Annotated in this window: 11 protein-coding genes and 1 tRNA gene; 8 read left to right on the top strand and 4 right to left on the bottom strand. The window is 74.4% G+C overall.

What is annotated here, in order from left to right; translation table 11 throughout:
• Positions 1-183 precede the first annotated feature (183 nt).
• Positions 184-267, bottom strand: a tRNA-Leu gene (locus GD880_RS13785).
• Between the two features lie 432 nt (positions 268-699).
• On the opposite strand from GD880_RS13785, the gene GD880_RS13790 reads away from it, so the two are divergent.
• The 7 genes from GD880_RS13790 to pknB are packed head-to-tail and all read left to right on the top strand — an operon-like array spanning position 700 to position 9,594.
• Entirely contained in the window at positions 700-1,419 is a 720-nt protein-coding gene (locus GD880_RS13790; protein ID WP_152232199.1) for an FhaA domain-containing protein, read from the top strand.
• A 10-nt stretch (positions 1,420-1,429) separates the two neighbouring features.
• Positions 1,430-1,915, top strand: a complete 486-nt coding sequence (locus tag GD880_RS13795; protein ID WP_152232200.1) for an FHA domain-containing protein FhaB/FipA — start codon at positions 1,430-1,432, stop codon at positions 1,913-1,915.
• A 4-nt stretch (positions 1,916-1,919) separates the two neighbouring features.
• Positions 1,920-3,239: a PP2C family protein-serine/threonine phosphatase gene (locus tag GD880_RS13800; RefSeq protein ID WP_152232201.1), complete on the top strand. Its 1,320-nt coding sequence runs from the start codon at positions 1,920-1,922 to the stop codon at positions 3,237-3,239.
• Positions 3,239-4,690, top strand: a complete 1,452-nt coding sequence (locus GD880_RS13805) for an FtsW/RodA/SpoVE family cell cycle protein (RefSeq protein ID WP_152232202.1) — start codon at positions 3,239-3,241, stop codon at positions 4,688-4,690. The genes GD880_RS13800 and GD880_RS13805 overlap by 1 nt, the downstream gene beginning before the upstream one ends.
• Positions 4,687-6,147, top strand: coding sequence for a peptidoglycan D,D-transpeptidase FtsI family protein (locus GD880_RS13810; protein ID WP_152232203.1), 1,461 nt, complete (start codon positions 4,687-4,689; stop codon positions 6,145-6,147). Before GD880_RS13805 ends, GD880_RS13810 begins: the two co-directional genes overlap by 4 nt.
• A 10-nt stretch (positions 6,148-6,157) precedes the next feature.
• Positions 6,158-7,699, top strand: a complete 1,542-nt coding sequence (locus GD880_RS20400; RefSeq protein WP_193314513.1) for a serine/threonine-protein kinase — start codon at positions 6,158-6,160, stop codon at positions 7,697-7,699.
• Positions 7,699-9,594 (top strand): Stk1 family PASTA domain-containing Ser/Thr kinase, encoded by a 1,896-nt coding sequence (gene pknB / locus GD880_RS13820; protein WP_405002756.1) that lies wholly within the window; start codon positions 7,699-7,701, stop codon positions 9,592-9,594. Before GD880_RS20400 ends, pknB begins: the two co-directional genes overlap by 1 nt.
• An 88-nt stretch (positions 9,595-9,682) precedes the next feature.
• Here the strand turns inward: pknB and GD880_RS13825 are convergent, their stop codons facing one another.
• Together GD880_RS13825 and GD880_RS13830 are read right to left on the bottom strand one after the other, a co-directional pair.
• Positions 9,683-10,300: an aminodeoxychorismate/anthranilate synthase component II gene (locus GD880_RS13825; RefSeq protein WP_152232205.1), complete on the bottom strand. Its 618-nt coding sequence runs from the start codon at positions 10,298-10,300 to the stop codon at positions 9,683-9,685.
• Between the two features lie 49 nt (positions 10,301-10,349).
• Entirely contained in the window at positions 10,350-11,168 is an 819-nt protein-coding gene (locus tag GD880_RS13830) for a DUF881 domain-containing protein (RefSeq protein WP_152232206.1), read from the bottom strand.
• A 159-nt stretch (positions 11,169-11,327) separates the two neighbouring features.
• Between GD880_RS13830 and GD880_RS13835 the strand changes: the two genes are divergently transcribed.
• On the top strand, positions 11,328-11,576 hold the full coding sequence (locus GD880_RS13835) for a cell division protein CrgA (RefSeq protein ID WP_152232207.1): 249 nt from the start codon (positions 11,328-11,330) through the stop codon (positions 11,574-11,576).
• 472 nt (positions 11,577-12,048) lie between these two features.
• Here GD880_RS13835 and GD880_RS13840 read toward each other — a convergent pair whose 3' ends face one another.
• Complete coding sequence (locus GD880_RS13840; RefSeq protein WP_152232208.1) at positions 12,049-12,897, bottom strand: rhomboid family intramembrane serine protease; 849 nt, start codon at positions 12,895-12,897, stop codon at positions 12,049-12,051.
• Positions 12,898-12,911 lie beyond the last annotated feature (14 nt).

The raw sequence follows: 12,911 nt of genomic DNA on the forward strand, positions 1-12,911 counted from the left end.
AGGTAGCGTCGGGCACGTCGAGGTCTTTCAGATGGCTGGCGTAGGAACCTCCATCTTCGGAAGACCTCGACCTCTATCCGGCCAACGACGCGCCCACCCCCGCTACACCCTCAACTGCGAAGAGCCAGAAAACGGCCCCTGTCCTGGAACCGAAGTCCCAGGACAGGGGCCGTCTTCCTGCGGTGCGCGAGGGGGGAGTTGAACCCCCACGCCCTCTCGGGCACACGGACCTGAACCGTGCGCGTCTGCCTATTCCGCCACTCGCGCATGCTTGATCAGCGCTGGCAAGACTAGCACGCGACCGCAGCCCCACCCGAACCGTTCCGGACCCGCCGGAGCGTGATCCTGACCACGCCGCCGTCGGCCGCCGGGCCCGCAGCGGCGGGACGGACCCAGCGTCCGAGGCGGTCTCCGGGATCTGGTTTTCGTGACCCCGCGCACCCCCGGCACAGCTCCCCGGCGGCCCGCTGACCAGGGACGTTCCCCTTGGATCCCGCGGATCAATGCGCACCGCGCCGGGCCGTGGATGCGCGTTTTGCACGCCCCGCTGGTTACGATCGTCAAGCCGATACCGCGCGCCGGCCGCCGGCGCGCGCGGCACGGACGCCCTGGGCGTCCGAGAGTTGGCAGCCCGGGCACCCGCCCGGCACGCCCCGTCCTCGGGGTCGACGACGCGCGGCAGGCGGAGGGAGGTGCGCGATGGGAGTCCTGGACCGGTTCGAGAAGGGCGTCGAGCACATCGTCAGCGCGGCGTTCTCCAAGGCGTTCCGCAGCGAGGTCAAGCCCGTGGAGATCGCCTCGGCCATCCGGCGCGAGATGGACGACCGCGCCGCCGCGGTCTCCCGCGGCCGCACCGTCGTGCCCAACCAGTTCACCGTGCAGCTCTCCCCCACCGACCTCGACCAGATCGAGCAGTGGGGCGCCGACGCCCTGGCCGACGAGATGGTCGGCGCGGCCACCGACTACGCCGGCTCGCAGCGCTACTCCTTCGTCGGCCCGGTCGAGGTCGCCTTCGAGGAGGACGAGTCCCTCACCACCGGTCGGTTCGCCGTCCACTCGGCCAGCCGGCGCGGCGCGGTCGCCCCCGCCACGGCCGCCGTCGCCTCGCCGCGCCACCCCATCGTCGACATCGACGGCCAGCGCTACCTCCTCACCGGCCCGGTCACCGTCATCGGCCGCGGCAGCGAGGCGGACATCGTCGTCGACGACTCCGGCGTCTCCCGCCGCCACCTCGAGATCCGCGTGACGCCCGGGGGGATCATCGCCACCGACCTCGGCTCCACCAACGGCACCTATGTCGAGGGGCACCGGATCGACGCCGCCACGCTCGTGGACGGCAACACGATCACCATCGGCCGCACCCGGATCATGTTCTGGACCGGCGCGGAGGATGACGACACGAGCCACGGCGGCAGGTGACCGACCCCGAATGAGCGAGCTCGTCCTGACCCTGCTGCGCGTGGGCTATCTCGTGCTGCTGTGGGGCTTCGTCCTCGCCGCCCTGGCGGTGCTGCGCCGCGACATCTTCGGCACCCGCGTCACCCCGCGCGGCCCGGGCCGGCCCGCCCGCGCGCCCCGCAACCGCCGGCCCGCCAACGGCGCCGCCGCCGCGCCCGCCCGCGGGACTCCCACCCGCCTGGTCGTGACCGAGGGCCCGCTGTCCGGCACCACCATCCCGCTGGGGCCCTCCTCCATCGTCGTGGGCCGGGCCCCGAGCTGTTCCCTCGTCCTCGACGACGACTACTCCTCCAGCCGGCACGCGCGCTTCTTCCCCAAGGACGGCACGTGGTGGATCGAGGACCTCGGCTCCACCAACGGCACGGTGGTCGGTGGCGAGCGGATCAGCCAGCCCGTCCCGGTGCCGCCCGGTACCCCGGTGCGCATCGGCCAGACCCGCATCGAGCTGCGCCGGTGACCGCATGAGCATCCAGCTGCGCTTCGCCGCCCGCTCGGACGTGGGCCTGGTCCGCTCCGCCAACCAGGACTCGGGCTATGCCGGCCCGCACCTGCTCGTCCTCGCCGACGGGATGGGCGGGCCCGCGGGCGGCGACATCGCCTCCTCCGTCGCCGTGGCGCACCTCGCCGCCCTCGACGACGCCCACGGCGCCGACGACCTGCTGGACCTGCTGCGCGGCGCCGTCGCCGACGCGCACGCCGAGCTCGTCGCCCGCTCCGAGGCCGACGCCGACCTCGCCGGCCTGGGCACCACCTGCATCGCCGTGCTGCGCTCGGGCAACAAGCTCGCCATGGTGCACATCGGCGACTCGCGCGCCTACCTGCTGCGCGACGGGGTGCTCACCCAGGTGACCGAGGACCACACCTTCGTCCAGTTCCTCGTGAGCACCGGGCGGCTGACCCCTGAGCAGGCCGAGCGGCACCCGCAGCGCAACGTCATCCTCCGGGCCCTGGGCGACAACGACGGCGAGGTCCAGCTCGACGAGTCCTTGCGCGAGGCGGTCCCGGGCGACCGCTGGCTGCTCGCCTCCGACGGCCTCTTCGGCGTCGTCTCTCACGACACCATCGCCGACACCCTGAAGCAGATCGACGACCCCGGCGCCTGCGCGGAGGAGCTCATCACGCTCGCGCTGCGCGGCGGCGGCCCGGACAACGTCACCTGCGTCATCGCCGACGTCGTCGAGACCGGTGCGGGCCGCGCGCCCGACACCACCCCGCACGTCGTGGGTGCCGCCGCCCACGACCGCCAGCGGGCGACGCGGGGCGGCGACGGGCCGGCCGCCCGCGCGGCCGCGCTGGTGCGTGCCGCCACGCCGGAGGAGCCGGCGCGCGAGGAGGCGGAGGAGCCCTCCCGGGGCCGGCGCTGGGTGGGCCGCGCCGTCGCCGCGGTGCTCGTCGTCCTGGCGCTGGCTGCCGCCGCCTGGGCCGGGTACCGGTGGACCCAGACCCAGTACTTCGTCGCGCCCGACGGCGACAGCGTCGCCATCTACCGCGGCATCCCCCAGGAGCTCGGCCCGCTGAGCCTGGCGCGGCTGCACGAGCGCACCGACCTGCGCATCGACGACCTCACCCCGGTGGCCCAGGCCCGCCTGGAGGAGCCGATCACGCGCGCCTCGCTGGCGGACGCCCAGGCCGTGGTGGACAACCTGCGCGGGTCCATCCGCAAGGAGCCGGCCGTCCCGTCGCCGGCGCCGGAGGGCGCCGCCCCCGCCCCGGACGGCGCCGCCCCGACGCCCGCCACCGCGTCGCCGGGTGCGCCGGCCCCGGCCACCGGGGGCGCCTGATGGCCATCGTGAGCGAGCAGCGGGCGCGCACGGGCCGCGGCGCGGAGCTGGTCCTCCTGGCCTTCGCCCTGCTGCTCACGCTGTTCTCGTACGCCCAGGTGGGCCTGACGGCCACCGGGGAGGTACCGACCAACCTCGGCGCGCTGGCCGGGGTGATGATCCTCGTCGCTGTCGTCGCGCACCTGCTCATCCGCTGGCGCGCCCCGTACGCCGACCCGGTGATGCTGCCCGTGGTCGTCGCGCTCAACGGCGTGGGCCTGACGATGATCTACCGCATCGACGTCGCCAAGGACCTGCCCGGGGCGCCCAACGCCGACCGGCAGATGCTCTGGACCCTGGTGGGCCTGGCCTGCGCCGTCGCCGTCCTGTGGTTCCTGCGCGACCACCGGGTGCTGCGCCGCTACACCTACACCGCCATGGTGGTCGGCCTCGTCCTGCTCGTGCTGCCGGTTCTGCCGGTGCTGGGCCGCAGCATCAACGGCGCCCGCATCTGGATCGGGCTGGGCCCGCTGTCCTTCCAGCCCGCCGAGCTGGCCAAGATCGTCCTGGCCGTCTTCTTCGCCGGCTATCTCGTGACCAACCGGGACAACCTCGCCCTGACCGGACGGAAGGTCCTCGGCCTGCAGCTGCCGCGCGCGCGGTACCTCGGGCCCATCCTCGCCGCCTGGGCGGTCTCGCTCGCCGTCCTCGTCCTCGAGCGCGACCTGGGCACCTCGCTGCTGTTCTTCGGGCTGTTCGTGGCGATGCTCTACGTCGCCACCGAGCGGCTGAGCTGGATCCTCATCGGGTTGGTCCTCTTCGCCGGCGGCGCGATGCTGGCGGCCTCGCTCTTCCCGCACGTCGGGGCCCGGTTCGACGTGTGGCTCCACGCCCTGGACCCGGCGGTCTACGACCGCAACCCCGGCGGGTCCGGCCAGCTCGTGCAGGGCCTGTTCGGCCTCGCCTCGGGCGGTCTCATGGGCACCGGCTGGGGCGCCGGGCAGCCACAGCTCGTGCCATACGCCAACTCCGACTTCATCGTCGCCTCCCTCGGCGAGGAGCTCGGTCTCACCGGCCTGCTGGCGCTGCTCGGGCTCTACCTCGTCCTCGCCGAGCGCGGCATGCGCGCCGCCATCGGGGTGCGCGACGGCTTCGGCAAGCTGCTCGCTTCCGGGCTGGCCTTCGTCATCGCGTTCCAGTGCTTCGTCGTGGTCGGTGGCGTCACCCGGCTCATCCCGCTCACCGGCCTGACCATGCCGTTCCTCGCCCTGGGCGGGTCCTCGCTCGTGTCGAACTGGATCATCCTCGCGCTGCTGCTGCGCATCTCCGACGCCGCCCGCCGCCCCGCGCCCACCCCGGCGGGACCGCCGCCGCCCGCCGAAGGCGACGCCGTCCAGCCGGTCGTGCCCGGCGAGAGCCGGCCCGCCGGCCCCGAGGACGGCCAGGCCACCGAGGTGGTGAGGCTCCCGTGAACAAGCAGGTCCGCCACCTGGCGACCGTGGTCGCGGTGATGTTCCTCGCGCTGATGGTCAGCGCCACGTCCGTGCAGTTCTTCCAGGCCTCGAAGCTCAACAACGACGGCCGCAACGTGCGCACCGTCTACCGCGAGTTCGGGCGGGACCGGGGCCCGATCGTGGTGGCCGGGGAGGCCATCGCGTCGTCGGCGCCGGTCGACGACGTCTACGGCTACCAGCGCTCCTACGCCTACGGTCCGCTGTACGCCCATTCCACGGGCTACTTCTCCACGGCGTTCAACAACATGACCGGCCTGGAGCGGAGCGCGAACGACGTCCTCAACGGCACGTCCAGCTCGCTGCTGCTCCAGCGCATCCAGACCCTCTTCACCGGCAACCAGCCCCAGGGCGGGGCGGTCGAGCTCACCCTCGACCCGGCCGCGCAGCTGGCCGCGACGAAGGGCCTGGGCGACCAGCGCGGCGCCGTCGTCGCCCTGGACCCGGACACCGGCGCGATCCTGGCCATGGTCTCCTCGCCGAGCTACGACCCCAACGCCCTGGCCACCCACTCCCGCAAGGACGCCCAGGCGGCGCTCGACGCGCTGCAGGCCGACGAGGGCAAGCCGCTGGTCAACCGCGCGATCGCGGGCGACCAGTACGCGCCGGGCTCGAGCTTCAAGCTCATCACCGCCTCGGCCATGCTCGAGAGCGGCAAGTACTCGGTGGACTCCATGGTCCCCGCGCCCACCGAGATGCAGCTGCCGCAGTCGACGCAGATCCTCAACAACCCCGGCAACCTGCCCTGCGGGGACGGCTCCGGGGAGGTGACGTTCACCCAGGCGCTCAAGCAGTCCTGCAACACCCCCTTCTCCACCGCCGGCATGGAGCTGGGCGACGAGGCGATGCGCAAGCAGGCCGAGGCGTACGGCTTCGGCGAGCCCCTCCAGGTGCCGCTGAAGGTCACCGCCTCGCGCTTCCCGGAGACCCAGAGCCAGGCCGAGCTGGCCATGGCGTCCATCGGGCAGGCGAGCGTGCGCGTGACCCCCATGCAGATGGCGATGGTGGGCGCGGCCATCGCCAACGGCGGGGTGCAGATGCAGCCGTACCTGGTGGCCCGCGAGCTCACCGCCGACCTCGAGGTCGTCTCCACCACCAAGCCCAAGGAGCTGCGCCGGCCGATCTCCGCCAGCACCGCCGACCAGCTCACCCAGATGATGCAGGAGGTCGTGCGCTCGGGCACCGGCAAGCACGCGCAGATCCCCGGGGTCACGGTGGCGGGCAAGACCGGCACGGCCGAGATCGCCAAGGGCATCGCCCCGCACGCGTGGTTCGTCGGCTTCGCCGGGGAGGGGGACAAGCGGGTCGCCGTGGCCGTCGTCGTGGAGAACGGCGGGCACGAGGGCGAGGGTGCCTCCGGCGGCACCACGGCCGCGCCGATCGCCCGCGACGTCATGGCGGCGGTGCTGGGCAAGTGAGCGGGTCACGGTGAGGCCACGTTCCGGTCTCGTCCTCGGCGGGCGGTACGAGCTCACCGAGCGCATCGCCGTCGGGGGGATGGGCGAGGTGTGGCAGGCGCGCGACCGCCGGCTCGGCGCCACGGTCGCCGCGAAGGTGCTGCGCGCGGAGCTCGTCGGCAACGACCTCTTCCTCAACCGGCTGCGCACCGAGGCACGCAACTCCGCGGGCCTGCGCCACCCGAACCTCGCGGCGCTGCTCGACCACGGCGAGCAGGAGGGGTCCGGCTACCTCGTCATGGAGCTCGTGCCCGGCGAGACCCTGGCGGACCGGCTCGAGCGTGAGGCCACCATCGCACCGGCCGAGCTGCTGCCGATCCTGATCCAGGCCTGCCACGGCCTGCACGCGGTGCACACCTCCGGGGTGGTGCACCGTGACGTCAAGCCCGCCAACCTCATCATCACCCCGCAGGGCCAGGTCAAGCTCACCGACTTCGGCATCTCCCTGGGCGCCAACCAGGCGCCGATGACGGCCGCCGGGATGGTCATGGGCACCGCCCAGTACCTGCCGCCGGAGCAGGCGATGGGCAAGGCGGCCACCGCGGCCGGGGACGTCTACGCCCTCGGCGTGGTCGCCTACGAGTGCCTGGTGGGACATCGGCCCTACACCGGCGCCACGCAGGTGGACATCGCCTTCGCCCACGTCAACACCCCGCTGCCGGCGCTGCCCGCCTCGGTGCCGGCGCCGGTGCGCGCCGTGGTCGAGCGGATGCTCGCCAAGGACCCGGCCGCGCGCCCCGCCTCCGCCCGGGCCTGCGCGACCGAGCTCGAGGAGGCCCGCACCGGGCTGGCGCCGGTCAGCCGCCGGGCCTTGCGCGCCCAGCCCCGCGCCCGGCACGTCCTCGACGACCCGACGGCGACCCCCGCCGCCCCGGCTCCGGCGCCGGGGGTCGGGCCCGGGCCGGCACCCGCGGCGCGCCGGGGCTCCACGCCCGAGCCGATCACGCCGGCGCCGGCCGTGCCGGCGCCCGTCGTCCCGGCGCCGACCGCCATGCCTCCGGCGTTCGCCCCCGTGGCGGCCCGGCGCCGCGCGGGCGCCCAGGCGGCGGTCCCCGCCCCGGCGGCCGCCGTGCCGCCGGTCTCCCCGGTCCGCCCGCTCTCGCCGGCGCCCGCGCGGGTGCTCCCGCCCGCCGCGCGTCCGGTCGTCCCGGCGCCCGCTCGCGCGGTGGCGCACACGGTGTCCCCGGCCGCCCCCGGGCCCGTGGCCGCGCCGACCCGCGCGGCCCGGCGCGCCGCCGGGCAGCCCTCCCGCCGCCCCGCTGGGCCCGTCGGCGCGGCCCTCCCCGCCGTCGCGGCCGGACGCCGCCCGGTGCCGCGAGTACGCGGCTGGCGCCTGCCCCGCTGGGCCGAGCTGGCCGCCGACCGTGTCTGGGTCGGCACGATGACGATCGTGCTCGTGGTCCTCGTGATCTTGGTGGGGGTGGCCCTCGGTAGTCTGGGGGCCGCCGACAGCTCCTCCGCGGGCCGTGCGCCGGCGGGTTCCTATTCCTCGACAACAGTGAAGGACGACTAGTGGTGGACGAGATCCCACGCGTTCTTGCCGGCCGGTACGAGGTGGGCGAGCTGATCGGCCGTGGTGGCATGGCCGAGGTCCACATCGGTTATGACAACCGGCTCTCGCGCACCGTGGCGATCAAGGTGCTGCGCTCCGACCTGGCCAAGGACCCCACGTTCCAGGCCCGGTTCCGCCGGGAGGCGCAGTCGGCGGCGGCGCTCAACCACCCCTCCATCGTCGCCGTGTACGACAGCGGCGAGGAGACGGTGCCGGGCCCGGGCGGTCAGTCCACCACGGTGCCCTACATCGTCATGGAGTACGTCGAGGGCCACACCGTGCGCGCGCTGCTGGCCGGCGGCGACCCGGTGCCGATCGACGAGGCGGTCGACATCGTCGTCGGGGTCCTCAACGCCCTGGAGTACTCCCACCACGAGGGCATCGTCCACCGCGACATCAAGCCCGGGAACATCATGCTCACCCCCACCGGGGCGGTGAAGGTCATGGACTTCGGCATCGCCCGGGCCATGACCGACTCCGCGGCCACGATGACGCAGACGCACGCCGTCGTCGGGACCGCGCAGTACCTCTCCCCGGAGCAGGCCCGCGGGGAGGTCGTCGACGCTCGCTCGGACCTGTACTCCACCGGCTGCCTGCTCTACGAGCTGCTCACCGGCCAGCCACCCTTCCAGGGCGACTCCGCCGTGGCGGTGGCCTACCAGCACGTGCGGGAGATGCCCAAGCCGCCGTCGGCCATCACGCCGGACGTGCCCGAGTCCCTCGACCGGGTGGTGCTCAAGGCGCTGGCCAAGGACCGCGACGACCGCTACGCCGACGCCGCCCACATGCGCACGGACCTGCTCGCCGCGGTGCACGGCGGCCGCGTGGAGGCCCCCACCGTCGCCGCGTGGGGGGCGGCCGGCGCCGCGGGCGCGACCGCGGTGACCACCCCGCTGCAGGCGGCGACGGCGACCCGGCGCCTGGGCGCGCCCGTGCCCGCGGCGCCGTCCCCGGCCGCGGCCCCGCCCGGGCCGCCCGAGGAGGAGCGCCGCAAGTCGCGCTGGTGGGTCTGGCTGCTCGCCGTCCTCGCCGTGGCGGCGGCCGCCGGCATCGCCTTCATGCTGCTCAACCCGGCCAACCACGAGCCCCCGCCCCCGCAGACCGTGGCCGTGCCCCAGATGGCCGGCCTGGACCAGAGCGCCGCCCGCGCGGCGCTGACCCAGGCCGGGCTGAAGGCGAACATCGTCGACCCGGTGCCCTCCGACACGGTGCAGCCCGGGTTGTTCGTCGAGTCCGACCCGGCGGTGGGGACCGAGGTGAAGGTCGACTCCACCGTGAACCTCGCGTTCTCGTCCGGGCCGAACGCCGTCGACGTGCCCAACGTCGCCGGCATGACCCAGGACCAGGCCGCGGCGGCGCTCAAGGCGGCCGGCCTGGCGGTCGGCACGGTGAGCCAGGCCAACGACCCCTCGGTCAAGATCGGCGACGTCATCAGCACCGACCCGGCCGCGAAGTCCTCCGCGGCGCCCGGGACGCCCGTCAAGCTCACCATCGCCAGCCCCAACGCTGACCTGCCCGACCTCACCAACAAGACGGAGGAGGAGGCCTCGGGCATCCTGCGGTCGCTCGACCTCGGCGTGCGCATCGAGACCGTTCCCTCCGGCGACTTCCCGGCCGGCACGGTGCTCGAGCAGTCCCGCCCGGCCGGCGTCGTCGCCCGCGGCGAGACCATCACGCTGAAGGTGGCCACCGAGGCGCAGAACGCGCCCTCGCCCTCACCGTCCCCGTCGGACACCGGCAAGCCGACCGACAAGAAGTCCGACAGGAACTCGGACAAGAACACCGACGGCGGCACCGACGGCAACACCAGCGGCAATCCCGCCCGGGACTTCTTCGACGGCCAGCTCGGCGGCTGACCCCCGCCCGGCGCGGTGCGACCCACCCCGCCGGCGCCGTCGCCCACCGGATTCGGCCCGCTCCCGCGACGGGGGCGGGCCGAACCCGTCAGCGGTGGACCAGCGGGGCCAGGCCGGCCGAGCGGGCCACCGCGCCCTCGTCGCCGGTGGCGGCCAGCCAGTTCGCGAGCAGCCGGTGCCCGCCCTCGGTGAGCACGGACTCGGGGTGGAACTGCACCCCGTGCAGCGGCAGCGTGCGGTGCTGGAGCCCCATGACGATGCCGTTCGCCGTGGTCGCGGTGATCGCGAGCTCGTCCGGCACGGTGTCCCGCACGACGGCGAGGGAGTGGTACCGGGTGGCGGTGAACGGGCGGGGCAGGCCCGCGAAGACGCCTGCGCCGTCGTGCTCGACCCGGGAGGTCTTGCCGTGCATGAGCTCGGGCGCGTGGCTGACGACGCCGCCGAAGACCTCGCCGAGGGCCTGGTGGCCGAGGCACACGCCGAGCATGGGCAGCGCCCGCGCCGCGCATGCCTCGATGACCTCGAGCGAGGCGCCGGCCTCCTTCGGGGTGCCGGGGCCGGGGGAGACCAGCACGCCGTCGAAGCCGTCCAGCGCCGGGACGGCGTCGTTGCGGGCCACGGTCGTGGTGGCGCCGAGCTGCTGGAGGTAGCCGACGATGGTGTAGACGAAGCTGTCGTAGTTGTCGACCACGAGGATGTGGGTCACTGAGTCGCCTCCGGGACGAAGAAGGGGAACGGGGCCGTCACGCGCACGGTCATGCCGCCGGGTCCGCGCCGGCGGGCACCCGGGCGTGGGTCAGGGTGAGGGGGCCGGCATACGGAGGGGCCTCGACCGTCGTCGCACGCACCGACCAGCCCAGCCGGATGGCCTGGACGTAGTCGAGGTAGGTCTGCACGTCGGGGGAGTCCAGCAGCGTGCTGCGCAGCTTCGCCGGGTCGCCGATCGCCTCGATCCGGTAGGGCGGGGAGTAGGTGTGCCCGGCGATGTGGAGCACGTTGCCCACGCAGCGCACGCCGGTGGTGGACATCACCCGGTGTCCCTGCACGGTCATGGCCTCCGCGCCGCCGGCCCACAGGGCGTTCATCACGGCCTCGACGTCCTGCTGGTGCACGACCAGGGCGTCCGGCGGCAGGCTCGCCGCCAGCCCGTCGGTCTGCTGCGGGGCGTCCCACAGCTCCACGGACAGCCCCGGCCCCTCCAACGCCCCCTGGCCCGCCGCCTGCGCCGTCAGCTGGTTGACCGCGCCGCCCCCCGGGTCACGCGCCGCGCGGCGCACGTAGGACGCGACCTCGCCGCGCAGCTCGGCGTTCTCCTGCTCGAGCCGCTCGAGCCGGGCGGTCTCGGCGCGGGCGAGGCCCTCGAGGTCCTCGGGGTGACGGTCCGCGTCCCCGGCGAAGACCTGGGCGTTGGTGGCGAACAGGAGGCCGGCGAGCAACGCGACGACACCGGTGGCCACCGAGGACCGCCGCAGGCGCGACCGCCACCGGCGGGCCGGCGTCGGCCCGCCGCGGGGGTCCGGCTCCGGCTCGGGCCGCGGCTCTCGGGGCGCCGGCGGTCGCGGACCGTCGTTCATGGTCCTCCTCCCGCCGCGCGGCGCCCCGAGTTCACCGGACGTTCCTGCGGCGACGATACGCTAGGACGCGGTCGCGCCGCCGGGCGCGTCCACACGAGCGCGCCGGTCGTCCGGCACACAGGTGGTGCCCCTCCGGGGCCGTACCCGCGAGGAGATCCGATGCCCGAGTCGAAGAAGCGCAAGAAGACCACCGAGGCGCGGCCGGAGGCCCGCCCCGCGGTCGCGAAGCCGAGCCCGAGCTGGTGGGCGCCCACGATGGTCGTCCTCATGGTGCTCGGCCTCGTCGCCGTCGTCCTCACCTACCTCACCCAGGGCACCCTGCCGGTGCCGGGCCTGGGCAACTGGAACCTGGCCATCGGTTTCGGGGTCATGCTCGTGGGGTTCTTCATGACGCTGCGCTGGCGCTGACGCCACCGCCTCGAAGGGCAGCCAGGCACCGGGGGTGCTCGGCTGCCCTTCGTCGTCCCTGCCGGCGCCTTGCCTGCCACCGCCGTGCGCCGCGGGAGCGGCCCACCGAGCGGCCCGACCGTGCCGCCCGTCCGCGCCGTCCCCACCTGGGGACAGCCATCCCACCGGTGAATCCCCAGGTGTGCACACCGCTGGGGACAACTACACGGCTGTCATTATCCCCAGGTGTGCACAACCCTGGGGATGACGCCGGTTTCGGCCCCCTCCCCAGGTGGGGGAATACCTGTGGAGGATGCCGCCTCCGTCATCCACATCTGTGTGCACAGCTGGGGATAACTACACGGCTGTAAGTTCGGCGACCGCGGCCGCCCGCCGGCGCCGCCCGCCGCACGACGGCGGGGTCGGGCGCCACACGCACGAGCGGGACGCCAGGCCGGGTGCCTGACGTCCCGCTCGTGGGTGCGTGGGGGCCCTACACCATGGCGTACCGGGCCGCGGCGAGGACGACGAGCAGCGCGAGGACGACCGCCGTCGTCGCGACGCTGACGATGGCGCGCCGCTCGCGCGGGGCGTACACGTAGCCCAGCGCGAGCAGGGCCCCGGTCACGGCCCCGCCCAGGTGGGCCTGCCAGGAGACGTTGCTGACGATGAAGCCCAGCGCGAAGTTCAGCGCGATGAGGACGAGGATCTGCGTCGCGTCCCGGCCGAGCCGGCGCAGCACGAAGAACGTGGCCGAGAAGAGACCGAAGACGGCGCCGGAGGCGCCCACGACCGCCGTCACCCACGCGAAGCCGGCGGGGTTGGCGAGCAGGAGCACCGCCACCGAGCCCCCGATGGCGGAGATGAGGTAGAGCGCGGCGTAGCGCCACCGGCCCAGGGCCGGCTCGACGATGCTGCCGACGATCCACAGGGCGTACATGTTCAGCGCCAGGTGCAGGATGCCGGCGTGCAGGAACGCCGCCGTGACGAACCGGTAGGGCTCGCTGGCGCCGACGGCCGGCGCGAAGGCGAGAGCAGAGCGCAGGCCCCCGCCGACGAGCATCTCGAGCAGGTACAGCGCGACGCAGACGCCGATGATCGTCAGGGTGACCACCGGGCGCCCGTGCGTCACCCGCCCGCCGAAGACGGTGCGCACGGCCGGGGTGCGGGCGTGGGCCTCGCGCACGCAGTCGACGCACTGGATGCCCACCGCCGCGGGGCGCTGGCACTGGGCGCAGGCGGGGCGCCCGCACCGTTGGCAACGCACGTAGGACACGACGCCGGGGTGGCGGGGGCAGACCGGCACCTCGGTGCCGGCCTGCCCCGGGATCTGCTCGCTCATGGTGCTGGGCGGCC

This window comes from Georgenia ruanii (assembly GCF_009193175.1).
GTDB classification, from domain to species: domain Bacteria; phylum Actinomycetota; class Actinomycetes; order Actinomycetales; family Actinomycetaceae; genus Georgenia; species Georgenia ruanii.